This is a genomic window from Streptomyces sp. NBC_01808, assembly GCF_035917395.1.
Lineage (GTDB): Bacteria > Actinomycetota > Actinomycetes > Streptomycetales > Streptomycetaceae > Streptomyces.
On the sequence record NZ_CP109072.1, the window covers coordinates 6,178,620 to 6,201,312 of the forward strand.

A 22,693-nucleotide genomic window follows, 5' to 3' on the forward strand; every position below is an offset into this window, starting at 1 on the left:
CGGGTCCCGGGCCTGTTGGCGCCGGGGCGGCGAGAGGGAGGCGGGCACGTGGCGGAAGCGGTGCCGGGACTGGTGCGGATCACGGACCGGGTGTGGTGGTGGCCGCACCACCCGGACCCGGACCGGGTGCAGGCGGGCGTCGGGGTGATCGCCGGCGACGACGGCTGCCTGCTCGTCGACGCCGGCCACAGCCCCGCGCTGGCCCGCCGGATCCGCAACGCCCTCGGCGGTGCGGGCCTGCCGAAGGCCCGTTCCCTCGTCTACACCCACCACCACTGGGACCACGTCTGGGGCGCGCAGGAATGGGCCGTGCCGGTGACCGCGCACGAGCTGACGGCGGAAGCGCTGCGCGCGGAGGCGGAGAAGCCGTGGTCGGAGGCGTACGTACGGGCCGGGATGGCCCGTGATCCGCGACTGGTGCCGAGCTACGCGGCGCGCCTGCGCGCCATGGCGGAGGACGGCTGGGACTCGTTGCGCATCGTGCCGCCCGACGGGACGTTCACCGACCGGCACGTGATCAGCCTCGGGGGCGTGACGGCCGAGCTGCGGCACGTCGGCGGGGGGCACGCGGCGGACTCGACGGTGGTCGGGGTGCCGTCGGAGGGCGTGCTGTTCGTCGGCGACTGCTCCTACCCGCCCCCGTACCACCTGCGGGACGAAGGGGCGGGCCCGGACCTGGCGCTGGCGCGGGAGCTGGTGAGCGGGGAGTACGAGTGGTACGTGGAGAGCCACGGGGCACCGCGCCGCCGGAAGGAGGCGGAGGCGGCCCTGGGAGGCTGACCCCGCCCCCTCAGTCCAGCGTGCGCGACAGGTACGCGTGCAGCAGTGTCCGGGTCTCCGCAAGCAGCGCCGCGTCGCCCTCCGGGTCGGCGCGGAACGCGAGTTGGAGCAGCGCGTCGGCCGCCTCGACCGCCACCAGGCACGACCGCTGGAGCGACGGCGTCACCGGCAGGGACAGCCGCTCCGCGAGGATGTCGCAGAGCCGGGCCGCGACCGGGTCGTTGGCCTCGAAGTCCACCTGCGCGAAGCCCGGGACCGTCCGCATCATCGCGACGTACTCGGCGAGCATCGAGTCCAGGATGCGCCGCCAGCCGGCCTGCGCGGGCTCGGCGGCCAGCCGGCGGGTGACGCGGCCGGTGAAGTCGTCGAGGTTGCGGGCGGCGAGCGCGTCGGCGAGGGCGCGCTTGTTGGGGAAGAAGCGGTACACCGAGCCGATGGGCACGCCCGCGCGGTCGGCGACGGCGCTGGTCGTCAGCTCCTCGTAGCCGGTCTCGTCGAGGAGTTCCGCGCAGGCGTCGAGGATCCGGGCCAGCCGCTCGGCGCTGCGCTGCTGGACGGGGGTGCGGCGGAGGGAGGGGGTGCTCACGCCGTCCATGGTGCCGGACCGCTCCGCCGCCGCGCCGCCGGGCCGCACGGTCACGCGGCCAGCAGCAGGGTCAGGCCGCCGACCGTGTAGCAGACCATCAGTGCGAGCAGCGGCAGTTGGCCCGCGACCGCGCGGGCGGGCGGGAAGAGGCGGACGGCGCGGTCGTGGGCGGCGACGACGCCCAGGACGTGGCCGGTGACGACGGCGGTGACCTGGAGCGCGGCGAGGCCGCCGGGGGAGAGCGGGGGGTCCGTCGGGGCCGGATTGTCAGTGCCGGATGCGATCGTGACGGTACGTGGTCCTTCGGTGACGAAGAGCGTGAAGTAGTGGGCGACGAGGTAGCCGAGCGCGATCGGCAGGAGGGAGTGGGCGAAGGCGGACAGCGGGTGGGCGAGACGGCCGGAGACCAGGCGGACGGCCGCCGCGCAGCCGGCGTACAGGACGGCGACGAGGGCGACGGCGGCGAGCAGGCCCAGCGTCGCGGTGGCGGTGCGGCCGAGGGAGGAGGTCTGCAGGGTGTCGATCCAGGAAGGGGCGGCGGAGAACCCGTCGTAGGCGGTGGAGCCGAGGAGCACGCACAGGACGGCGGTCAGCCCCGGGAGCGCGGGGGTGGCGTCGAGTCCGGCGAGGGGGGAGCGCAGGACGAGCACGCCGTCGGCGGGGCGGCGGCCGACGGGGGCGAGCCGGGCGAGCAGCGCGCTGTACGCCTCGAAGGGGTCGCACTGCGCGAACCACCGGTCGCCGTAGACCGCCGCGCCGGTGAGCTGGACGGCGGCGTGGGCGGCGAGGAAGGCCGACAGGGCGGCTGTGGCGGCGGGTAGAACGCCGCCCGCTGGTGCCCGTAGATCCAGTTGTCCTGATAGATGTTCCAGTTGCCGCCCGCGGTGATGATGCCGGTCCCGGGCGGCATGGATATCTGCGGGCAGACGACGCCCTGCTCGTAGCCGCGCTCCGCGGGCGGTTTGGCGCAGGTGCCGTCGGCGACGTACGGGTAGTAGTTCTGGTTGTTGTCGTGGATGAGGTTCCGCTCGAACTTCGCGTGGTTCTGCGGCAGTCCGGGGTGGCCGGGGAAGGCGCTGTCCATGGAGGCGCCGCCCATGTTGTGGTCGAACTCGTTGTCGTGCACCCAGACTGAGTCGCCCGCGGTGCCGGAGTAGCCGACCATGTTGTGGTGGCTGCGGCAGCCGGTGATCTCGATGGCGTAGCGGGGGACGTCGTAGCCGCGGCCGTCGTTGATGTCGGAGGCGCTGCCCGGGTAGATGCCGGAGTCGCCGTTGCCGTACGACTCGCAGTCGCGGTACAGGCCGTGGTCGGAGGCGAAGGTCAGGAAGCCGTACTCGTCGTTCCACCGGGTGAGCACGTCGTCGATGACGAAGCCGTCGGCGGCCAGCACGTACAGCGAGTTGAAGGTGGAGCGCTGGGCGGTGAAGTTGCGGAAGTAGACGCCGTCGGCGGAGTCCGCGCGGATGACGTTGAGCTTGCGGTACCGGCCGTCGATGACGACGTCGCCGCGGTCCGCGCCGGTGCCCTCGATCTGCAGGTCCCGCTTGCCCATGATGGCGACGAGGTTCTGGTTGTGCGGGCAGCGCTCCTGCTGCGCGTACGACAGGATCTGGTACCCGAAGTCGGACCGCGGTGCCTTCAGCCGGGCGCACGACCCGGTGGGCTTCGGCCGGCTGGGCTCCTCCAGATAGACGCCCGGGAGTATGGCGATGGTCATACCGGGTGCGTCGACGGCGTCGACGGCCTCCTGCAGATGCTCGTAACCGCGGTCGCGGCAGCGCTCGTACAGCCGGAGGTTGCGCTCGCGCAGCGCGGCGGGGAAGTCGGCGGTGCGGGCCTCGAAGTCCGCCCGGTCGGGTTTGCAGACCAGCAGGTCGGGCTCCTCGTCGCGGTACGTCGGCACGCTGCCGGTGCCGTCGGGGAACTCGACGGGGCGCTCCTCGTGCGCGGCGGCGGGGGCGGTGGTGAGGAGCAGCGCGCCCAGCGCGACGAGCGGGAGAAGTGCCGTTCGGACCTTACGCGTCCACGACATGGCGGAAGAGTAGAGCAACTCTCATCTTTTGTGACCCCTGGGCACAGGGGCCCATGCGGAAGGGGCCGGCCGTAGCCCGGCCGGCCCCTTCGTCGCATGATGTTCCCGGGTTACGCGGTGTTGTTCGCCAGCGCCAGCAGCCGCTCCCGGCTGCCGTTGAACTTGTCGCGGTCGACGTTGCCGGAGATGCCGCTCACCCGGCCGGTGCTCGTGTACTGCCACACCGTCCAGAACGGGAACCCGTTCGGGATGCTCGGGCTGTGGGCGGACGTCCAGTGGGCGACCCACAGCGGGCTGCGCGTCGACATCCCGCTCCAGTTGCCGGTGCAGGTGTTCCACCAGCTCGGGCTGGTGTAGATGACGACGTCGCGCGAGGTCCTGGACTTGTACGTGTTGTAGAAGTCGAGGATCCAGTTGCGCATCGCGGTCTGGGAGAGCCCGTAGCACATCGCGCCCGACGGGTTGGACTCGATGTCCAGCACGCCGGGAAGCGTCAGGTTGTCACGGGACCAGGCACCGCCGTTGGAGGCGAAGAAGTTGGCCTGGGTCGCGCCGCTGGAGGAGTTCGGCCGGGCGAAGTGGTACGCGCCGCGGATGACCCCGGCGCGGTAGGCCGCCGGGTAGTTCGTGTTGAACGACGGGTCCTTGTAGCTCGTGCCTTCCGTCGCCTTCATCCAGGCGAACTGGATGCCGGCGCTGCGTACCGACGACCAGTTGATGCTGCCCTGCCAGTGCGAGACGTCGATTCCCTGCACACCGGTGGTGTGGTCCATCGGGCTGACGTCGGGGGACGACTGCTCCGCGGTCACGCCCATACCCATGTAGGCGTGGCCCAGCGGGACGGGGTTCTTCTTCGTGGCGTCGCTGTCGGCGGCCGGTGAGGAAGCGGCCGACGGGGCGGTGAGCCCCGCGACCAGGGCGAGGGATGCGCCCAGGACGACGGCGGCGCCGGCGCGGGTGCGGCCGGCGCGGCCGGAGAAGAGGCGGTGGGTGAGTGATTTGTGCAGGTGCATCGCGGCCTCCTGGCACTCGTGTGCTCTGTGGGGGTGGGGAGAGGCGGTGCTGGGTGCTGCTTGTACGAACAGACCGGTGTCCTGATGCGTACACGACAAGAGTGACGCATAGGAACGCCTGCCTGAGAAGGGGGGACCGCCACCCTTTATGGTCCAGTCCAGTGACGCATGCGCTGAGCTGCGGTTACCGGAGCGGAAATCGTCAACTTTCATGGTGTGAAAGCCGAAACGAAGAATAGCATTCCGGTCACGGAGCGTGCCAGACTAGACACGCTGTGCACCCATACGGTCATCCCCCGAGTGTCGCCGAACGAACCGCACACCCCACCCCACCCGTTGCCCCCCGACCGCCCCACCACCCCCGCCGACCACCGTCCCGGCCCCCGGATCCCCGCCCCGGCCACGGCCGTTACCGTGCGGCTGTGACCGATTCCGTACGCCCCCTGGTCTTCCTCGACGTCGACGGACCGCTCATCCCCTTCGGACCCAGATGGCACGGCCGTCCCGGCGGTGCCGCGCGCCGCTCGCCCGACACGGGAAACCCGCTGCTGGCCCGGGTCGAACCGGCGGACGGGCCGCGGCTGGCGGCGCTGCCGTGCGAACTCGTCTGGGCCACGACCTGGCAGGCCGACGCCAACGAGAGCATCGCGCCCCTTCTCGGCCTGCCGGACCTGCCCGTGGTCGACATCCCCGAGCACGACGACCGGGAAGAACCCGGCGGCCTGCACTGGAAGACCCCGCTCCTCGTCGACTGGGCGGCCGGCCGCCCGTTCGCCTGGGTCGACGACGAGATCTCCGAAGCCGACCGCCGCTGGGTGGGCGTTCACCATCCGGAGCGGGCCCTGCTGCACCGGGTCGATCCCGGGCGGGGGCTCACCGATGCGGACTTCGCCGCTCTCGACGCCTGGCTGCGCGGGCTTTAGAGGCCGTCGCACGTCGGTTCGGCAGGCTGCGGCGCAGACCGTGGCCGCCTCAGGCGCAGTCTGCCGCGGTGATGCCGTCGGGATGGCCGGGCGGCCACTCCACCAGTTCGGCGTAGCCCAAGGCGGTGTAGAAACCGAGCGAGCGGTCCGGGTCGGTGACGCGGTAGGAGACGAAGAGGGTCTTCATGCGGCCTCCTCGGGGCGTGCTTGTCACGAGGAAGACTTCAGCCGACCGGCAAACTCATCGGCCCGACGCGCCGGCCTGCCGCCGGGCCGGGGGCGCAGGAGTCACGCCCCCGCCGGGCCCGCCGGGGGTCAGAGCGTGCTGTCCTGCCAGGCCTGGTGCAGGGCCGCGAAGCGGCCGCGGTCGGCTATCAGGGTGGCCGGGGGGCCGTCTTCCACGATGCGGCCCTGGGACATCACCAGGACCCGGTCCGCGATCTCCACCGTCGACAGGCGGTGGGCGATGACCACCGCCGTGCGGCCGCGCAGGACCGTCTGCATCGCCTCCTGCACCGCCTGTTCGCCCGGGATGTCCAGCGACGACGTGGCCTCGTCCAGGATCACCACCGCCGGGTCCGCCAGCAGCGCGCGGGCGAAGGCGACCAACTGGCGCTGGCCCGCCGAGATGCGGCCGCCGCGTTTGCGCACGTCCGTGTCGTAGCCGTCCGGGAGGGCCGTGATGAACGCGTGCGCGCCCAGTGCCTTCGCCGCCGCCTCGATCTCCTCGCGGGTCGCGTCCGGGCGGCCGATCGCGATGTTCTCCGCCACCGTGCCCGAGAAGAGGAACGCCTCCTGCGTGACCATCACCACCCCGCGCCGCAGCTCCGCGTTCGCGATCTCCCGCAGGTCCACGCCGTCCAGCAGCACCCGGCCCGCGCTCGGGTCGTAGAACCGCGCCAGCAGCTTGGCCAGCGTCGACTTCCCCGCCCCCGTCGAGCCGACGACCGCGACCGTCTGCCCGGCCGGCACCGTCAGGTCGAAGCGGGGCAGCACCTCGCCGCCCGTACGGTACGAGAAGCCGACCCCCTCGAAGCGCACCTCCCGGCCCGGCAGTCCCTCCTGCCGCGCCGGCAGCGGCCGCGGCTCCGCCGGCTCCGCCACGCCGGGACGCTGTGCCAGCAGCCCGGCGATCTTCTGCAGCGACGCCGCCGCCGACTGGTAGGAGTTGAGGAACATCCCGAGCCGGTCGATCGGGTCGTACAGCCGCCGCAGATACAGCACCGCCGCGGCCAGCACCCCCAGCGCGAGGTCCTCCTCCGCCACCCGGTACGCGCCCCACAGCACGATCGCCGCCACGAAGAAGTTCGCGGTCAGCCGGGAGGAGACGACGTAACGGGCCATCTCCAGGATGGAGTCGCCGTTGACCCGCTCGTGGTGCCCGTTGAGCCGGTCGAAGTCCTCGTCGTTCGCGCGCTCCCGGCGGAACGCCTGGACGGGCCGGATGCCGTTCATCGTTTCGACGAACTTCACGATCACCTGAGCGATCGCCGTCGACCGCTTGGTGTAGATCTTGATCGAACGCCGCTGGAAGTTGCGGATCAGCAAGTACAGCGGCACGAACGACAGCAGCGCCGCCCCGCCGAGACCCAGGTCCAGCCAGAGCAGCAGCGCGGAGATGTACACGACCTGGAGCACCACGACGATCAGCTCCTGCAGCCCCTCGCTCAGCAGCTCGCGCAGCGACTCCACGTCGCTGGTGGAGCGGGAGATGAGCCGGCCCGAGGTGTAGCGGTCGTGGAAGTCGACGTCGAGGGCCTGCGCGTGGCGGAAGATGCGGCCGCGCAGGTCGAGCAGCACGTCCTGGTTGATGCGCGCGGCGGCCCGTACGAAGGTGTGCTGGAGCAGCCCGGACGCCAGCGCGCAGACCGCGTACGCGATGCCGACGGCGATCAGCGGGCCGTGGTCGTCGCGGCGCAGCGCGGGCACGGCGTGGTCGATGGCGTAGGCGACCAGCAGCGGACCTGCCTGCACCGCGGCCTGCTGCAGCAGGATCAGCACGGTCGCCGCGGCGACCCGGCGGCGGTGCGGCGCGAGCAGCGAGCCCAGCAGGGTGCGGGACGCGCCGTCGGGCGCGGGCAGCAGGTCCTGGTCGAACGGGTCGGTCCGCGAGCGCGGGCGGTCGTCGTCCGGGTCCTCGCCGCCGGGTCTCTCGGTGACCGTCGCCGTCATCGCTGCTCCCCCTCGTCGCCGTGCGCGGGCCCGGCCGCGCCGTCCGTCCGCTCCTCCGCCACGCCCGCCATCAGCGCGCGGTACTCCGCGCTGCCGTGCAGCAGTTCGTCGTGCGTGCCCACCGCCGCGATCCGGCCGCCGGACAGCAGCGCCACCCGGTCGGCGAGCAGCACCGTCGACGGCCGGTGCGCGACCACCAGCGCCGTGGTCGTCGCCAGCACCCGCCGCAGCGCGGCCTCGACCAGCGCCTCGGTGTGCACGTCGAGCGCCGACAGCGGGTCGTCGAGCACCAGGAAGCGCGGCCGGCCCACGATCGCCCGCGCCAGCGCGAGGCGCTGCCGCTGGCCGCCGGAGAGGCTGAGCCCCTGCTCGCCGACCTCCGTGCGGTGGCCGTCCGGCAGCCGGTGCACGAAGTCGGCCTGCGCGATGTCCAACGCCCGCAGCAGGTCGTGCTCTTCTGCCTCGTACGAGCCCATGAGCACGTTCTCGCCGGCGGTCGCGGAGAAGAGCGTCGGCTCCTCGAACGCGACGGCGACCAGTGCGCGCAGCTCGTCGCGGGGGAGGGCGGTGATGTCGCGGCCGTCGAGGCTGATGCGGCCGGCGGTCGGTTCGTACAGCCGCGGGACGAGCGCCGTGAGCGTCGTCTTGCCGCTGCCGGTGGCGCCGACGAGGGCGAGGGTCTCGCCGGAGCGCAGGTGCAGGTCGACGCCGTCGAGTACGGGCGCGGTGTCAGGACCGGCGTCGGGGTGGCGGAAGACGACGCCGGTGAAGCGGATGCCGTCCGCGGCTTCGGCCGGGGGCCCCGTGCGCTGCGCGGGCACGGCGGGGGCTGCGGGGACCGAGGGGCCGGCCGGTGCCGCGGCGGTCTTGCGGTCCGCCGCGTCGGCCTCCGGCTCGTCCAGCACCTCGAAGTAGCGGTCCGCCGCGGTCGCCGCCTCGTTGCACATCGCCAGCAGGAACCCGATCGACTCCACCGGCCAGCGCAGCGCCATCGCCGTCGACAGGAACGCCACCAGCGTCCCCGCCGACAGGTCGCCGTCCGCGACCTGCACCGTGCCCAGCACCAGCGCCGCGCCGATCGCCAGCTCCGGCAGCGTCATGATCAGCGCCCAGATCCCGGCCAGCAGCCGCGCCTTGTGCAGCTCGGTGCCGCGCAGCTCGTGGGTCAGCCGGCGGAACGTCTGCGCCTGGCTGCGGTGCCGGCCGAAGCCCTTGACGATGCGGATGCCGAGCACCGCCTCCTCGACCACCGTCGTCAGGTCGCCGACCTGGTCCTGCGCCCGGCGGGCGGCGCCGAAGAAGCGCCGCTCGAACGCCGAGCAGAGCGCCACCAGCGGGATCACCGGCGCCAGCAGCACCAGCCCGAGGGTCCACTCCTGCGCCAGCAGGACCGCGCAGCCGACCGCGATCGTCGTGCCGTTGACGACCAGGAACGTCAGCGGGAAGGCCAGGAACATCCGGATGAGCTGGAGGTCGGTCGTGCCGCGGGAGAGGAGTTGGCCGGAGGCCCAGCGGTCGTGGAAGGACACCGGCAGCCGTTGCAGGTGCCGGTACAGGCTCGCCCGCATCGCCGCCTCCACGCCTGCCAGCGGGCGCGCGACCAGCCAGCGGCGGAAGCCGAACAGCGCCGCCTCCGCGATGCCGAGCACCAGGATCAGCAGGCCGCCCAGCCACACGCCCGCCGAGTCGCGGTCGGCCACCGGGCCGTCCACGAGCCACTTGAGCACCAGCGGGATCACGAGCCCGATACAGGACGCGACGATCGCCACCCCCGCCGCCGAGAACAGCCGCACCCGCACCGGGCGGACGTACGGCCACAGGCGCAGCAGCGAGCGCACCGCGGAGCGGTCCTCCTCGCCGCCCGCGGGTGGTCCCCCGAGGTCGGGGCCGGTACCGGCGGCGGTCGGGGAGTCGGCGGGCTCGGGCTCTTCGGTGTGTATGGCGGCTGCAGGCATCGCCCCCGAGCCTACGTAAGGGCAGGCTAAGCGCTCACCCTCTTTTCCCTTCTCCTGACCTGTCGGTCATGCGCGCATCCGTCCGCCGGGTGTCCCCTTTGACGGGATCTTTGCGTACGCCGTCCACCCTGCGCAGGTTGCGTATCGCCGGTACGGCGAGCAGCGCGCACGCCGTCAGCACCGCCAGCGCACCGTTGAACACCAGCACCGCGTGGGCGCCGAACGCCCCCGCGGCCGGCCCGGCGAGCGCGTTGCCGACCGGCAGCATGGCGACGGAGCCGGCGATCTCGTACGCGTTCACGCGGCTCAGCGCCGCGGGCGGCACCTGTGTCTGGACACTCGTCGCCCACATCACGCCCCAGAAGGCGAGCGCCGCCCCGGCCACCGCCATCGCCCCGGCGATCGCCGGCACCGGCAGCCCGAGCCCCACCGCCGCCGGCTGGGCGCCGAAGCCGAGCGCCGCGATCGCCCCGGCGCGCAGCGGGCGCGACGGGCGCCATCATGTCGCCGAGCCTCGCGATGCCGCGGGCGACGAAGAAGAGGCCGAACTCGCGGCTGCGCAGGGGCCGCAGCGGCGGCTCCGGCAGCGCCGGCGGGCCGGCGTGCGGCGGGGCGGGGATCTCCGGCGGGCGGGCGCGCCGCGCCGGGTCCTGCGGGCAGGGGGACGAGGGCGTGGACGAGGCGGAAGAGGAGGTCATCGGGTTGCAGTGTCACCCGGCGGTTCCCGGGGCGCCACCGGATCACCGCGCCGCAAGTGCCTGCGCAGCGCGTACCAGTTGGGACCGAACGGTGACAATCGCGCGGCGTCACATCTCCGTAGCTGGGGATACCTTGAACGCAAGGGCGCGCATGGACCACGCGCGGGGGACTTCTGGCTCGGTGTGGCCGAGGGGAGAATACGGCGTTGAAGGTGGAGCGGATACGAAGGGGACGTACCCGGCACAGCCTGGCGGCGCTGCTGACCGGCACCGTGCTCGTCGTGGTGACGGCGTGCGGCGGCTCCGACGGCGGGGACGGCGACGGGGGCAAGGGCGGTTCCGGGGGTTCCGGCTCGGGCGGCGAGGAGCAGAAGGTCTCGCAGGCGGTCGTCGCGATCACGCCGAAGGACGGCGCCGACGCGGTCGGCACCCAGGGCGAGCTGAAGGTGACCGCGGACAAGGGCAAGCTCGTCTCCGTGAAGGTGGCGGACGAGAAGGGCACCGAGGTCAAGGGTGAGTTCTCGGAGAACGGCGCCGAGTGGAAGCCGACCGGCCACCTGCGTACCCAGACCGAGTACAAGGTGCACGCCGTCGCGAAGGACTCCGAGGGACTGGAGTCCGCCAAGGACACCACCTTCACCACCGTCGTGCCGGAGAACACCTTCATCGGCCACTTCACGCCCGAGGACGGCAGCACCGTCGGCGTCGGCATGCCGGTGTCGATCAACTTCAACCAGCCGATCGCGAACATGAAGGAGGTCGAGGAGGCCATCGAGGTCACCGCCGACTCCGACGTGGAGATCGAGGGCCACTGGTTCGGCAACCAGCGGCTGGACTTCCGCCCCGAGGAGTACTGGGAGCCCGGCACGAACGTGACGCTCAGCCTGCGCCTCGACGGCGTCGAGGGCGCGGACGGCGTCTACGGCGAGCAGCACAAGGACGTCGGCTTCGAGATCGGCCGCCGCCAGGTGAGCACGGTCGACGCCGACAGCAAGAAGATGAAGGTCGAGCGGAACGGCAAGAACATCAAGACCATCCCGGTGACCACGGGCGCGCCGTCCACGCCGACCTGGAACGGCAAGATGGTGATCACCGAGCAGCTCGAGGTCACCAGGATGGACGGCGACACGGTCGGCTTCGGCGGCGAGTACGACATCAAGGACGTACCGCACGCGCAGCGCCTCTCCACCTCCGGCACCTTCATCCACGGCAACTACTGGTCGGGCCAGGCCACGTTCGGCTCGGCCAACGCCAGCCACGGCTGCATCGGCCTGTACGACGCCCGCGGCGGCGGCGACAAGTCGACGCCCGGCTCCTGGTTCTTCCGCAACTCCCTCATCGGCGACGTGGTCGAGGTCAAGAACGCCAAGGACGAGGTCATCGCCCCGGACAACGGCCTGAACGGCTGGAACATGTCCTGGGAGGAGTGGACCGCACCGCAGTGATCGAAGAGAAGTGACGGAAGAGAACTGTCGCCGCCCCGCCGGATGATCCGGATGGACGGCACGCGGGGCCCGGTGTGTGAGCAAGCGCACCGGGCCCCGCGGCGTTAATGAGCGCTAACGTGTGGTGGCATGACTGCATACCTGGAGGTCGCCGAGGGCGTCGGTACGCTGCGCCTGGACCGCCCGCCCATGAACGCCCTGGACATCGCCGTCCAGGACCGTATCCGCGAACTCGCCGCCGAGGCGGCCGGCCGTGACGACGTGCGCGCCCTGGTGGTGTGGGGCGGCGAGAAGGTCTTCGCCGCCGGCGCCGACATCAAGGAGATGCAGGCGATGGACCACGCGGCCATGGTCGCGCGGAGCCGCGGTCTGCAGGAGTCGTTCACGGCGCTGGCGCGGGTGCCGAAGCCGGTCGTCGCCGCGGTCAACGGGTATGCCCTGGGCGGCGGCTGCGAGCTGGCGCTCTGCGCCGACATCCGGATCGCCGGCGAGGGCGCGAAGCTGGGGCAGCCGGAGATCCTGCTCGGACTGATCCCGGGCGCGGGCGGCACGCAGCGGCTCGCCCGGCTGGTCGGGCCCTCGCGGGCCAAGGACCTGATCTTCACGGGCCGGATGGTCAAGGCCGCCGAGGCGCTGACGATCGGTCTGGTGGACCGGGTGGTGCCGGACGCGGAGGTGCACGAGCAGGCGCACGCCTGGGCGGCGCGGCTCGCCAAGGGGCCCGCGATGGCGCTGCGGGCGGCGAAGGAGTCGGTGGACCACGGTCTGGAGACGGACCTGGAGACGGGGCTCGCGCTGGAGCGGAGCTGGTTCGCGGGGCTGTTCGCGACGGAGGACCGGGAGACCGGGATGCGCAGCTTCGTGGAGAAGGGGCCGGGGAAGGCGGAGTTCCGCTGAGCCGGTCCGCGGGCGCCCTCCGGGCGGGTTCCGCCGCCCCGGGCGCCCGGCGACGCTCCGTGACCACTACCCCCGGCCGGGGGTAGTGAGCGCCGGAAGCAAGACTTCGGTGATTCGGGCGTTTTGGGGTCCTGCGGCCGCCGGTCACCGGGGGGTTTACGCAGTTCAGCGGGATGGGACCGAGGCAAGGTGGCTCCGGCATATGCCTGGGAACGTTCACGGAATGTAGGTTTCCGCAGGACTTGTTGGCGCGGAAATGCTCCCAAAGACGTCCGCCCGCGCCATCATGAGGCCATGGCGGGCCTTGAGGACATCCAGCAACTCCACCGGGACGAGCCGGCACATCCGGAGGCCCTCGCCGTACGGCGGTCGCGCAGGAAGCTGCTGCGGCCGCTGCCCTCGCCCGCCTACCGGCGCTTCCCCACCGCGGCCCCCGCCGACGGTGCCGCGGGCACCGAAGCCCCCGCCCCGATGGACCACTGGGGCAACCCCGCCGTCGGCGAGGTGCGGCTGCCGTCGCGGCCCGAGTCCGCCGGGACCGCCCGCCGGCTGGCCGAGGCGGTCGTCGTCCGGCACTGGGGCATGTCGCCGGGGTTCGCCGAGCACGCCGTGCTGCTGGTCTCCGAACTCGTCGGCAACGCCGTACGGCACACCGGGGCGCGCACGTTCGGGCTGCGCATGTCGCGGGGGCGCGGCCGGATCCGCATCGAGGTGCGCGACCCCTCGCGCGCGCTGCCGTGCCTGATGCCCGTACGCGACATGGACACCAGCGGGCGCGGGCTGTTCCTCATCGACCAGGTGGCCGACCGCTGGGGCGTGGACCTGCTGCCCCGCGGCAAGTGCACCTGGGTCGAACTGTGCGAACCCGAGCGGAGCTAGGGGTACGGCTCAACAGCCGTTACCGTGGGGTCACATGACGGACCTCGGGATCGACTTCGCGCAGAAGGTGCTCGACGAGCAGCCGTTCAGCCGGCTGCTCGGCGCCCGGATCACCGCGTTCGCGGACGGCGCCGCGACGCTGGAGGTGGACATCCGCGACGACCTGCGCCAGCAGTTCGGCTACGCGCACGGCGGCCTGCTCGCCTACGCCGCCGACAACGCGCTGACGTTCGCCGCCGGCACGGTCCTCGGTCCCGCGGTCCTCACCGGCGGCTTCTCCGTCCAGTACCTGCGCCCGGCGCGGGACGGCACCCTGCGGGCCGAGGCGTACGTGGTGCACGCGGGCCGGCGCCAGGCCGTCTGCCGCTGCGACATCTACGCGGTCGGGCCGGACACCCCGAACGCCCCAGACAGCGGCGCCGCCGCGGACGGCGAGCGCGGTCCCGAGCTGTGCGCGGTGGCGCAGGGCACGATCCTCACGGCCCCGCAGCGCACGGACGCGTAACCCCCGGAAGCCCCAAGGCTCAGGCGTGGCGCCCGGTCAGCCCCAGCAGCCGCGTCTGCGCGTCCGCGTCCGGCGGCACCGGCACGGGGTCGGCGAAGAGCCCGCTGGCCGCCAGCACCCGGGCCTGCGGCTCCACCTGGCCGAGCGCGAACTCCGCCAGCTCCGCGGGCAGTACGTCGTCCGCGCCGATGCCCCGGGCCAGGTCCCAGGAGTGCACGATCGCGTCCACGGCCATCTCCAGGCAGTACGACTCAGCGGAGCTGTCCCCGTAGCTCAGGTGCACCGTACGGGCCAGGGCGAGCGGCTCCGCGAAGGCGGCGCGGGCCTCGGCGGAGGCGCCGTCCCAGACCTCCACCGGATCGTCGCCGAGCTGGTCGCCCTCGAACTCGCCGCCCACATCCGCGACCCTTTCCCTGGCGAGCAGGGGCGGCACCCACAACTGCTCGACGACCATGTGGTTGACGAGATCCCGCACACTCCACTCCGTACACGGCGTGGCCGCACCCCACTGGTCGGGACCCACCTGGTGGACGTGCCGGGTGAACTGATCGAGCGCGGCGGCGTGCAGGGCCAGGGCCTCGTTCTCTGCCATATGCCCACGGTAAGGCCGCACACCGGCGGCCCGCCCGCCGAGCGGGCCCCCCGCCACCCGCCCCCGCGGCCTGAAGCCCCGCCGGTGTCCACACTGAGTGAGGCTTTCCGCAGGCCCGTGCCGCATCGTGCATTCGGGTGACCGGGAACGGCTCCCGGAGCGTGACGACGTGGCTACCGTGGTGCGGGGAGGTGCTGTCTGACCACCCGGGGTCCTGTGGGGGGATGCGATGGCGACAAGCGGACACGGCGGGCACCTGCCCCGCCTCCAGCTCGACCAGCTCCTGGACGAGCTGCAACTGCGCATCGACGAGGTGCGCGGCACCCGCGACCGGGTGCACAGCCTGCTGGAGGCGGTGCTCACGGTCGGCAGGGAGCTGGACCTGCGCCAGGTCCTGCGGCGGATCGTGGAGGCCGCGGTGGTGCTCGTGGACGCCGAGTACGGTGCGCTCGGCGTCATCGAACACGGCGAGCGGCTGGCGCAGTTCATCCCCGTGGGGATCTCCGTCGAGGAGTACGAGGAGATCGGCCCGCTGCCGCAGGGGCACGGCGTGCTCGGCGAGCTGATCCGGCACCCCGAGGCGCTGCGCATCCAGGAGCTCCAGGACCACCCGTCCTCGTACGGGCTCCCGCCCAACCACCCGCCGATGCACTCCTTCCTCGGCGTGCCCATCCGGGTCCGCGACGAGGTCTTCGGCAACCTCTACCTCACCGAGAAGCGCGGCGCCAAGGAGTTCGACGGCGAGGACGAGGCGGTCCTGTCGACGCTCGCCGTGGCCGCGGGCGTGGCGATCGAGAACGCCCGGCTGTACGAGGAGGCCCGCCGCCGGCAGCGCTGGATCGAGGCCAGCGGCGAGGTGACCAACACCCTGCTCTCCGGCGCCCAGGAGGAAGAGGTGCTGGGCCTGATGCTCGACCGGGCCCGCAGCATCCTCAAGGCCGACCTCGGCACCGTCGCGCTGCCCGCCGAGGGCGCCGACGAGCTGCGTATCGTGCTCGCCCAGGGCACCGCTGCCGACGTGCTCGAAGGGCGCACGCTGCCCATGAAGGGGACGCTGTCCGGCGCCGCCTTCACCCGGGTGGAGCTGGCGATCAGCGACGACGTGACGAAGGACCCCCGGGTACGGGACGGCGGGCTGCCGGAAAACGGCATCGGCCCGGCGGTCGCCGTACCGCTGGGCACCAGCGACGGGCTGCGCGGCGTGCTGCTCGTCGGCCGGGAGGCGGGCGGCGAGCGCTTCGGCCCGGAGGAGACCGATGCCCTGGTGGGCTTCGCCGGGCAGGCGGCGGTGGCCATGGAGCTGGCCCAGCGGCGCCGGGACGCCGAGCAGCTCGCGCTCTTCGAGGACCGCGACCGCATCGCCCGGGACCTGCACGACCTGGCCATCCAGCGGCTGTTCGCCACCGGCATGACGCTGCAGAGCGCGGTGCGCTTCGTAACCCACGAGGAGGGCACCGAGCGGCTGCTGCGCGCCGTGGACGACCTGGACGAGACCATCAAGATCATCCGAACCACGATTTTCGGCCTGCGCAGACACGAGCACGGGCCGACCGCGCAGGGCCTGCGGCTGCGCGTGCTCAGCCAGGCCAAGGACTCGGTCGCCACGCTCGGGTTCACGCCGGTGCTGCGCACCGAGGGGCTGCTCGACACCGACGTGCCGGCGCCGGTGGCCGACCACCTCGTGGCCGTGCTCGGGGAGGCGCTGTCCAACGCCGCCCGGCACGCGGGCGCGTCGTCGGTCGAGATCACGGTGATCGCCGGGCAGGGCCTGGTCGCGCTCACGGTGACGGACAACGGGCGCGGCCTGCCGGACGGCGGGCGGCGCAGCGGGCTCGCGAACATCGCGGAGCGGGCCAGGCAGCTCGGCGGCGAGCTGACGCTCGACCCGCCGGCCGGCGGTGGTACGCGCCTGGTGTGGCGGGTGCCGCTGGACCGCCGGGCGGTGCAGGAGCGGGGCGGCCCGGGGGAGCAGGCGGACGGGCGGGAGGGCGGCGGGGGCGGCACGGACGGGAGCGGGCAGGACCCCGGCCGGGGGTGAGCGGCGCGGCGCGCGGGCCGCGGCAGGCGCGTACGGCGGGCGTCACGCGCCCGGCGGGCGGTGGGCCTTGCTGGCGAGTACCGCCGCCTGTATGCGGCGCTCCACGCCCAGCTTGGCGAGCAGCCGGGAGATGTGGTTCTTCACCGTCTTCTCGGACAGGTAGAGCCGCTGGCCGATCTGCCGGTTCGTCAGGCCCTCGCCGATCAGCTCCAGCACGTCCAGCTCGCGCGGCGAAAGACCGGCGAGCACCTCGTTCTCCGGCGCGGAGGGGACGTCGTCGCGGCGCAGGTTCGTCATCAGCCGGGCGGTGGTGGCGGGGTCGAGCATGGACTGCCCGGAGGCCACGGTCCGTACCGCGGAGACCAGGTCGCCGCCCTTGATCTGCTTGAGCACGTACCCCGAGGCGCCCGCCATGATCGCGTCCAGCAGCGCGTCGTCGTCGTCGAAGGACGTCAGCATCAGGCACGCCAGCTCGGGCATCCGCGAGCGCAGCTCGCGGCAGACCCCGATCCCGTCGCCGTCCGGCAGCCGGACGTCCAGCACGGCGACGTCGGGCCGCAGCGCGGGTCCGCGGGCGAGCGCCTGCGCGAACGTGCCCGCCTCGCCGGTCACTTCGATGCCGGGCTCGGCCTCCAGCAGGTCGCGCAGGCCGCGCCGGACCACCTCGTGGTCGTCGACGAGGAAGACCCTGATGGGGCGGGCCGCCGAGAATTTCCTTTCCACTGTCACGTCGGACACCTTTCAGCTCCTGCTCGGCTGGCTCGATCGTCCTTGGCCGCCGGGCCCCGGGGGTAGGGCCGAACGGGCCCATGACCGGCACGTTGCGGGCACCCGGATGCTACGACCCGCGCGTCGGCGTCCGCCCGGTTCTCGCCGAACGGGGGCCGAAGTGCGACAGTCGGTGCGAGAGCCTTTACCCGGGCGCAAGGGAAGCGGATGGGGGGTGCCGATGGCCGCGGGAGCGGGCATGGGGCGCGAGGGGGACCGCCCGGTACGCAGAGTGTGGAGCCGGCGCAACCCCTTCAGACGGCGTACGGACGTGCTGGAGGGCTGGGTGACGTTCGGCGCCGTCGCGGTGTTCGCCCTCGGCGGCACCGCGGCCGCCTGGGCGTCCGCGGCCGCCGTCCACGAGGAGTTGAGCAGCCGCAGCGCGGAGCGGCAGCGGACGACGGCCGTGCTGCTGGAGGACGCGCCGCCGCTGACGATGCTGCGGGGCGACGGGTGGTCGGGCGGCGAGGTGGCCACCAAGGTGCGCTGGCGGGACACTGACGGGCGGGCGCACACCGGACGTACGCGGGTGTCCGCCGGGCTGCTCAAGGGCGCCGAGGCGGAGATCTGGACGGACGCGGCCGGCCGGCACGCCGTGGACCCGCCGCCGCCCGCGGGCGACACCGGCGTGCAGAGCGCCGTGGCCGCCGGCGGAGCGGCCGGAGTGGTGGGATGCCTGGTGTTCGGGACCAGGACCGTGGTGCGCGTACGTCTCGACCGCAGGCGCGCGGAGGAGTGGGAGCGCGACTGGGCGCGGGTGGAGCCGCACTGGCGGCAGGGGAGCGCGGGACCCTCCGAGCGGTAGCCGGCCGGCCCGCGCGGCGGCCGTACGGGAGGGACGGCGAAGGCGAAGGCGAAGGCGAGCCGATGCGGCGCGGGCTTCCGCGCCGCATCGGCTCTCACCCCCCACGCCACGGCTCGCCGAGGCGGAACCAGCATGCCGCGGGTGATACGCACCCGAATAGGGCCGAACGGCTCTGCTGTACGGGGCACTCGGCCCTGCGCGACAATGCGGTCGCCGACCCCACGACGGGAGGATCCGTGAACTTACGTCGCGCTCCGCTCACCCCGCACCCCGCCCCCCTGAGGCTCACCCCGGCGGCGGCCGTCCTGGCCGCCGTGCTCCTCGCCGTGCTCACCGCCCTCGCCCCGCCCGCCGCCGGGGCGCAGGGCCAGGCCGTCCGCGGCGGCGACGTGCTCTACAGCAGCACCGGACCATCCTGCCCGGTCGGCTTCAACGCGGGCCGCGGCGGGGAGCGTTACGCCCTGATGCAGGGCCGCTGCGTCGACGCCGCGGGGCCGGTCTGGTACGCGGACGCCGCCAGGACGGTGGAGATCGGCAGGACCGAGAGCGTGAGCTTCCCGGGCGGCGACTACGCCCTGATCCGCTACACGAACCCCGCCTTCACCTACCCCGGCGAGCTGGCGGCGGGACCGGGGACGATCCAGATCACCGGCGCCGCCCAGCCCTCGGTCGGGCAGCAGGTGTGCCACGCCGGCCGGACCACCGGGGTGCACTGCGGCACGGTCGTCTCTGTCAACGACACCATCAGCTATCCCGAGGGCACGGTCTTCGGCCTGTTCCGCTCACACGTCTGCGTCGAACCGGGCGACGGCGCCGGGCCCGCCTACTCCGGCGGCACGGCGCTCGGCCTGATCGTGTCCGGCGGCTCGTGCAGCTCCGGCGGCGCGACGTTCTACCAGCCGGTGGTCCCCGCACTCAAGGCGTACGGGCTCACCCTGCCCTGAGCCGGCGGGCGGCCGTTCACCCGGGCCCGGGTGAACGGCCGCCCGCCGGAGGGGCGTTGTCAGTGGGCTCGGATAGAACTGATGTATGAATGCTACGGATGCCCGACGCCAGCACTGCGCCTTCGCCCACGCCGTGCTCCGCGACCTCGCCCTGACCGCGCCGGAGCGCCTGCTCGCCGCCGCGCTCGACGGCTCGCTCGACGCCGAGCTGCGGGCGCTGTGGCGGCAGGCGGGGGCGGGGCTGCCCGCCCGGGAGCAGTCGGAAGAACGGCCCGTGGGCCGGCTCGTCCGGCACGACTCCGTCCTCGTCACGCTGCCGCCCGCGGTGGCGCCGCCGGAGGCGCACTTCGTGCTGGTGACGGCGCCGCTGGGGGCGCCGGTGCGCTATGCCACGCTGGAGGCTTCGCCCGGTCCCGCGGGGCGTCCCGCGGCGATGCTGTGCATGTGGGCGATGACGGCGGAAGGACCGGCGCACGCGAGCACGCTGCAGTTCCTGCCGCCGCGCGAGGACCGGTTCCTGGACGCCGCGATGGAACTGCCCAGCGTGCCGCCGACGTTCGCCCTGTCCTGACCGGCCGCCCGCCTTCCGCCCGCCGGCCACGCGCCCCCGGCGCGCGTGCCGACCGACCGGAACCGGCCGTCCACGGGCCGGATTCAGCCGTCCTGCGGCGCCAGGTCGAATCCTTCCTCGACCACCTCGCGGGCCACGTCGGCCAGCGGCCTGCGGTTGTTGCGGGCGTGCCCGCGCAGCAGGCGGAACGCCTCGTCGACGGCGATCCTCCGGCGCTGGGCGAGCGCGCCCTTGGCCTGCTCGATGACGATGCGGGAGTTGAGCGCGTTCTGCAACTGCGCCGCGACCGCCGTCTGCTCGGCGAGCGCGCGCTGCTGCAGGATGCCGAGGGTGGCGACGCCGGCGAGCGCCTGGCCCAGCCGCAGTTGTGCGGTGTGCAGGGTGCCGGGCCGGTCCCGGAAGAGGGTGAGTGCGCCGACCGTCGTGCCCCGGGCCTGCATCGGCGCGGAGGCGACGAGGGCGAAGCCCAGCTCCAGCGCCTGGCTTGTGAAGCGGGGCCAGTCCGCGCGGGCCCGCGCGTGCGCGAGCGGGATGGCGGGCACGGGTCTCGCCGTGCGGTAGCAGTCCACGGCGGGGCCCTCGCCCCACTCCACCTCCGCCTTCTCCAGGGCGTGCGCGCGCTCGTCGGAGGCCGACGCGGTCAGCGCGGCACCGCCGTCGGCGGCGAGGACGACGCCCGCGGCGCTGACGTCGAGCAGCTCGGCGCAGTGCAGCGCCAGCCTGCGCGCGTGCTGCTCGACGTCGAAATCGCTGTCGAGGGTGTCGGCCAGGTCCACGAACGCGGCGGCCAGACCTTCCTCTCGCGACTCCTCGGGCATGGGGTCGTCACCTCGTTTCACGGCTGCTGTGCCGGCCGGATGTGCGGCCGGACGTGCCGCCGGAGTTCACGCGCGACCCGCTGCCCGCATCCGGGTACGTGGGCTGAACTCGGGAGTGGTTCCCGGTCGAAGGTGGGGGCGCACCGGGATCTGCTCCCAGCGATGGGCGGTTCGCTCGTGCTCCGGCGACGGCCCACCGGGGTCCGGGGTGGTCGTGGCAGACCACATTAGACGGCTGCGGCACGAGGGGCGAAGCTACCCCGCGGACGCGGGCGTTCAGCGAGCGTTCCGCGGTCGTACGGACCCCCGGATGGCATATGCCGCGGTGCTACGGGCGCCACGCGGCCCCCGCGTACGAGGGCCGGGCGACAGGTCACCCGCGGCCGCGTACCGGCATCCGGAATTCGGTCGCCCGGGGCGGCGGCGCGGTGCCAGTATCGCCGCCATGGTCGACCTGTCCCTCCTCGCCGCCTTCGTCGTGGCGATCTTCGTGCTCTCCATCACCCCGGGCCCCGACATGATGTTCATCGTGGCCATGGGCGGTCGCGGCGGCTCCGGCATGGGCGTGATGGCCGCGGCCGGCGTGGCCTGCGGCATGCTCGTGCACGCCTGCGCCGCCGCCCTCGGGCTCTCCGCGCTCTTCGGCGCGCTGCCGGTGCTCTACCACGTGCTCCGCTGGCTCGGCGCCGCCTACCTCCTCTACCTCGCGATCCGCGCCTTCCGGGACCGCTCCGTGCCCGGCGACGAGGACGACGCGGCGGCCGGCGCCGACGGCAGGCGCAGCGGGCCGCGCCGGCGCCGCGCGTTCTGGCAGGGAATGATCACCAACCTGCTGAACCCCAAGGTCATCATGTTCAACATCGCGTTCCTGCCGCAGTTCGTGGACCCCGGCCGCGGCCATCTGCCGCTGCAGTTGCTCCTCCTCGGCATCACCGGCGTCGTCGTCGGCTTCTGCGTCGACGGCTCGGTCGGCCTGCTCTCCGGCCGGCTGTCGCGGGCGCTGCGCCGCAGCCGCCGGCTGGCGCGCGGGCTCAACATCTTCAGCGGCACGGTCTTCGCGGGCCTGGCCGTACGGCTGGCGGCCACCCCGCGCTGAGCGGCCACCCCGCGCTGAGCGGGCACCGCGGCGCCCGGGACCCGGGCGCCCCTCAGGCCGGGGTGAGGCCCGCCCGGGGCGCGGGTTCTGGGCCGAGCAGCGCCCAGCTCCGCGCGTCGCCCCACGCCGAGTCGGGGGCGACGTACGGGCGCAGCAGCTCGTCGAGTTCGGGGTCGGCGAGGCCGGCCAGTGCGTCGGAGGCCCGCTTGCGGGCGATCCCCGCGAGGAAGTCGGCGAGCTGCACCCGCGGGTCGGAGTCCGCGTCGATGAACCGCAGTTCGCGCAGGTGCGCGCGCGGCGGCCGGCACACGTCGTACAGCCGGGCGACGCGCTCCCCGGTCAGCGCCGTCTGCCGGTCGTGCACGATGGTCACCGGCGTCCCGTCCCGCCCCCAGTACGCGACCGCCGCGGCCAGCGCCGGCAGCAGCGAGTCGAGCGCGGGCACGGTCCGCGGGTCTTCGAGGAGCGCCGCACGCAGCGCCTCGGCCCGCGGCCGCGCCTGCCGTACGAGCCCCAGCATCCGCCCGGCCTCGCCCGGCGCCCCGGCCCGGTGCAGCTCGTCGGCCAGCCCGAAGAAGCCGTCGGCCGACGTCTCCGCGCCCCGGCGGGTGTTGATCCACATCAGCTCGTTGAACGCGGCGAGGAACGCCCGCCAGCGCTCGCCGCCGTAGAGGCGCGGGCCCGCGCGGTACAGCTCGCCCGCGGGGCCGCGCGCGTGCACGCCGCGCAGCATCGCCGCCGCGTCCGCCGGGTCCGTCCCGGACACCAGCAGGTCCACGACCCGGGCGACGGCGAAGAAGGACTTCTCCGTCAGATGGACGCGGGCGCGGCCCGGAAGGGGCCCGTCCGGGCCGAGGAACCACAGCAGCGTGCCGCGGTGCTTCTCGCGCTGGAGGTGGTTCGCCTTGTACATGGTCGCGGGGGAGCGGATGCGGTCCCGCAGCTCGCGGATGCAGTCGGCCGCGTCCGCGACCGGGATCGCCACCCCGGCGTGGGCGAAGACGTCGGTGATGCCGCCGACGAGGTTCTCGCCCTCGTAGCCGGACTCGTCGCAGACCAGCTCGGCACCGGGTGCCGGGGGTACGGGACCGTCCGCGGGCGCGCCGGAGGGCGGACCGTGCATGAGCCGCCTCCCGCCGTCGCCGAGAGCGCGACCGTACCGCGGCCGGTCCC

Annotated in this window: 19 protein-coding genes and 4 pseudogenes; 11 read left to right on the plus strand and 12 right to left on the minus strand. The window is 73.5% G+C overall.

Going from position 1 to position 22,693, the window contains the following annotated elements; translation table 11 throughout:
• The first annotated feature begins 48 nt into the window (after nucleotides 1–48).
• Nucleotides 49–780, plus strand: a complete 732-nt coding sequence (locus tag OG946_RS27425) for an MBL fold metallo-hydrolase (protein ID WP_326798657.1) — start codon at nucleotides 49–51, stop codon at nucleotides 778–780.
• 10 nt (nucleotides 781–790) lie between these two features.
• Here OG946_RS27425 and OG946_RS27430 read toward each other — a convergent pair whose 3' ends face one another.
• The 4 genes and pseudogenes from OG946_RS27430 to OG946_RS27445 form a co-directional block, all read right to left on the minus strand.
• The gene (locus OG946_RS27430; RefSeq protein ID WP_047020405.1) at nucleotides 791–1,375 is read right to left on the minus strand and encodes a TetR/AcrR family transcriptional regulator; all 585 of its coding nucleotides are present in this window, start codon (nucleotides 1,373–1,375) and stop codon (nucleotides 791–793) included.
• Between the two features lie 41 nt (nucleotides 1,376–1,416).
• Nucleotides 1,417–2,217, minus strand: a pseudogene (locus OG946_RS27435) (hypothetical protein); the annotation flags it as partial.
• A pseudogene (locus OG946_RS27440) lies at nucleotides 2,184–3,401 on the minus strand (right-handed parallel beta-helix repeat-containing protein); the annotation flags it as partial. The pseudogenes OG946_RS27440 and OG946_RS27435, both read right to left, overlap by 34 nt.
• 110 nt (nucleotides 3,402–3,511) lie before the next feature.
• Nucleotides 3,512–4,414: a lysozyme gene (locus OG946_RS27445; protein WP_326798658.1), complete on the minus strand. Its 903-nt coding sequence runs from the start codon at nucleotides 4,412–4,414 to the stop codon at nucleotides 3,512–3,514.
• A 422-nt stretch (nucleotides 4,415–4,836) separates the two neighbouring features.
• Here OG946_RS27445 and OG946_RS27450 point away from each other — a divergent pair, with 422 nt between their 5' ends.
• Nucleotides 4,837–5,337 carry an HAD domain-containing protein gene (locus tag OG946_RS27450; RefSeq protein ID WP_326798659.1) on the plus strand — a complete coding sequence of 167 codons (501 nt, stop codon included), beginning with the start codon at nucleotides 4,837–4,839 and terminating at the stop codon, nucleotides 5,335–5,337.
• Between the two features lie 103 nt (nucleotides 5,338–5,440).
• Here OG946_RS27450 and OG946_RS36210 read toward each other — a convergent pair.
• From OG946_RS36210 to OG946_RS27470, 4 genes and pseudogenes are all read right to left on the minus strand, one after another.
• Nucleotides 5,441–5,524 (minus strand): annotated as a pseudogene (locus tag OG946_RS36210) (VOC family protein); the annotation flags it as partial.
• 128 nt (nucleotides 5,525–5,652) lie between these two features.
• Nucleotides 5,653–7,509, minus strand: a complete 1,857-nt coding sequence (locus tag OG946_RS27460; protein ID WP_326798661.1) for an ABC transporter ATP-binding protein — start codon at nucleotides 7,507–7,509, stop codon at nucleotides 5,653–5,655.
• Nucleotides 7,506–9,464, minus strand: coding sequence for an ABC transporter ATP-binding protein (locus OG946_RS27465; protein ID WP_326798662.1), 1,959 nt, complete (start codon nucleotides 9,462–9,464; stop codon nucleotides 7,506–7,508). The genes OG946_RS27460 and OG946_RS27465 overlap by 4 nt, the downstream gene beginning before the upstream one ends.
• Before the next feature lie 34 nt (nucleotides 9,465–9,498).
• A pseudogene (locus tag OG946_RS27470) lies at nucleotides 9,499–9,960 on the minus strand (MFS transporter); the annotation flags it as partial.
• 408 nt (nucleotides 9,961–10,368) lie between these two features.
• Between OG946_RS27470 and OG946_RS27475 the strand changes: the two are divergent.
• The 4 genes from OG946_RS27475 to OG946_RS27490 all read left to right on the plus strand — a co-directional run bounded on the left by OG946_RS27475 (nucleotide 10,369) and on the right by OG946_RS27490 (nucleotide 13,888).
• A complete protein-coding gene (locus OG946_RS27475) occupies nucleotides 10,369–11,607 on the plus strand; it encodes a L,D-transpeptidase (RefSeq protein WP_326798663.1) in 1,239 nt (412 codons plus the stop codon).
• Nucleotides 11,608–11,736: 129 nt separating this feature from the next.
• A complete protein-coding gene (locus OG946_RS27480) occupies nucleotides 11,737–12,504 on the plus strand; it encodes an enoyl-CoA hydratase/isomerase family protein (protein WP_326798664.1) in 768 nt (255 codons plus the stop codon).
• A 294-nt stretch (nucleotides 12,505–12,798) separates the two neighbouring features.
• Nucleotides 12,799–13,383: an ATP-binding protein gene (locus OG946_RS27485; RefSeq protein ID WP_326798665.1), complete on the plus strand. Its 585-nt coding sequence runs from the start codon at nucleotides 12,799–12,801 to the stop codon at nucleotides 13,381–13,383.
• A 34-nt stretch (nucleotides 13,384–13,417) separates the two neighbouring features.
• Entirely contained in the window at nucleotides 13,418–13,888 is a 471-nt protein-coding gene (locus tag OG946_RS27490) for a PaaI family thioesterase (protein WP_326798666.1), read from the plus strand.
• 19 nt (nucleotides 13,889–13,907) lie between these two features.
• Here OG946_RS27490 and OG946_RS27495 read toward each other — a convergent pair whose 3' ends face one another.
• Entirely contained in the window at nucleotides 13,908–14,480 is a 573-nt protein-coding gene (locus OG946_RS27495) for a TIGR03086 family metal-binding protein (RefSeq protein WP_326798667.1), read from the minus strand.
• 229 nt (nucleotides 14,481–14,709) lie between these two features.
• Here OG946_RS27495 and OG946_RS27500 point away from each other — a divergent pair, with 229 nt between their 5' ends.
• The gene (locus tag OG946_RS27500; RefSeq protein ID WP_326798668.1) at nucleotides 14,710–16,518 is read left to right on the plus strand and encodes a sensor histidine kinase; all 1,809 of its coding nucleotides are present in this window, start codon (nucleotides 14,710–14,712) and stop codon (nucleotides 16,516–16,518) included.
• A 42-nt stretch (nucleotides 16,519–16,560) separates the two neighbouring features.
• Here the strand turns inward: OG946_RS27500 and OG946_RS27505 are convergent, their stop codons facing one another.
• Nucleotides 16,561–17,256 carry a response regulator transcription factor gene (locus OG946_RS27505; protein WP_326798669.1) on the minus strand — a complete coding sequence of 232 codons (696 nt, stop codon included), beginning with the start codon at nucleotides 17,254–17,256 and terminating at the stop codon, nucleotides 16,561–16,563.
• A gap of 229 nt (nucleotides 17,257–17,485) precedes the next feature.
• Between OG946_RS27505 and OG946_RS27510 the strand changes: the two genes are divergently transcribed.
• From OG946_RS27510 to OG946_RS27520, 3 genes are all read left to right on the plus strand, one after another.
• Nucleotides 17,486–18,091, plus strand: coding sequence for an Rv1733c family protein (locus tag OG946_RS27510; RefSeq protein WP_326798670.1), 606 nt, complete (start codon nucleotides 17,486–17,488; stop codon nucleotides 18,089–18,091).
• Between the two features lie 236 nt (nucleotides 18,092–18,327).
• On the plus strand, nucleotides 18,328–19,035 hold the full coding sequence (locus OG946_RS27515) for a S1 family peptidase (RefSeq protein WP_326798671.1): 708 nt from the start codon (nucleotides 18,328–18,330) through the stop codon (nucleotides 19,033–19,035).
• 85 nt (nucleotides 19,036–19,120) lie between these two features.
• Nucleotides 19,121–19,606: a hypothetical protein gene (locus tag OG946_RS27520; protein ID WP_326798672.1), complete on the plus strand. Its 486-nt coding sequence runs from the start codon at nucleotides 19,121–19,123 to the stop codon at nucleotides 19,604–19,606.
• 83 nt (nucleotides 19,607–19,689) lie between these two features.
• Here OG946_RS27520 and OG946_RS27525 read toward each other — a convergent pair whose 3' ends face one another.
• On the minus strand, nucleotides 19,690–20,424 hold the full coding sequence (locus tag OG946_RS27525; protein WP_326798673.1) for a GAF and ANTAR domain-containing protein: 735 nt from the start codon (nucleotides 20,422–20,424) through the stop codon (nucleotides 19,690–19,692).
• Between the two features lie 445 nt (nucleotides 20,425–20,869).
• Between OG946_RS27525 and OG946_RS27530 the strand changes: the two genes are divergently transcribed.
• Nucleotides 20,870–21,520 (plus strand): LysE family translocator, encoded by a 651-nt coding sequence (locus OG946_RS27530; RefSeq protein ID WP_326798674.1) that lies wholly within the window; start codon nucleotides 20,870–20,872, stop codon nucleotides 21,518–21,520.
• Nucleotides 21,521–21,572: 52 nt separating this feature from the next.
• On the opposite strand, the gene OG946_RS27535 is transcribed toward OG946_RS27530, so the two are convergent.
• Complete coding sequence (locus OG946_RS27535; protein ID WP_326798675.1) at nucleotides 21,573–22,643, minus strand: hypothetical protein; 1,071 nt, start codon at nucleotides 22,641–22,643, stop codon at nucleotides 21,573–21,575.
• Nucleotides 22,644–22,693: the final 50 nt, after the last annotated feature.

What these genes read in the sequence shown, in the direction of transcription:
- OG946_RS27510 (WP_326798670.1), top strand. Translation starts at nt 17,486, where the DNA reads ATGGGGCGCGAGGGGGACCGCCCGGTACGCAGAGTGTGGAGCCGGCGC.
- OG946_RS27490 (WP_326798666.1), top strand. Translation starts at nt 13,418, where the DNA reads ATGACGGACCTCGGGATCGACTTCGCGCAGAAGGTGCTCGACGAGCAG.
- OG946_RS27520 (WP_326798672.1), top strand. Translation starts at nt 19,121, where the DNA reads ATGAATGCTACGGATGCCCGACGCCAGCACTGCGCCTTCGCCCACGCC.
- OG946_RS27495 (WP_326798667.1), bottom strand. Translation starts at nt 14,480, where the DNA reads ATGGCAGAGAACGAGGCCCTGGCCCTGCACGCCGCCGCGCTCGATCAG.
- OG946_RS27430 (WP_047020405.1), bottom strand. Translation starts at nt 1,375, where the DNA reads ATGGACGGCGTGAGCACCCCCTCCCTCCGCCGCACCCCCGTCCAGCAG.
- OG946_RS27525 (WP_326798673.1), bottom strand. Translation starts at nt 20,424, where the DNA reads ATGCCCGAGGAGTCGCGAGAGGAAGGTCTGGCCGCCGCGTTCGTGGAC.
- OG946_RS27485 (WP_326798665.1), top strand. Translation starts at nt 12,799, where the DNA reads ATGGCGGGCCTTGAGGACATCCAGCAACTCCACCGGGACGAGCCGGCA.
- OG946_RS27500 (WP_326798668.1), top strand. Translation starts at nt 14,710, where the DNA reads ATGGCGACAAGCGGACACGGCGGGCACCTGCCCCGCCTCCAGCTCGAC.
- OG946_RS27465 (WP_326798662.1), bottom strand. Translation starts at nt 9,464, where the DNA reads ATGCCTGCAGCCGCCATACACACCGAAGAGCCCGAGCCCGCCGACTCC.
- OG946_RS27480 (WP_326798664.1), top strand. Translation starts at nt 11,737, where the DNA reads ATGACTGCATACCTGGAGGTCGCCGAGGGCGTCGGTACGCTGCGCCTG.
- OG946_RS27445 (WP_326798658.1), bottom strand. Translation starts at nt 4,414, where the DNA reads ATGCACCTGCACAAATCACTCACCCACCGCCTCTTCTCCGGCCGCGCC.
- OG946_RS27530 (WP_326798674.1), top strand. Translation starts at nt 20,870, where the DNA reads ATGGTCGACCTGTCCCTCCTCGCCGCCTTCGTCGTGGCGATCTTCGTG.
- OG946_RS27460 (WP_326798661.1), bottom strand. Translation starts at nt 7,509, where the DNA reads ATGACGGCGACGGTCACCGAGAGACCCGGCGGCGAGGACCCGGACGAC.
- OG946_RS27535 (WP_326798675.1), bottom strand. Translation starts at nt 22,643, where the DNA reads ATGCACGGTCCGCCCTCCGGCGCGCCCGCGGACGGTCCCGTACCCCCG.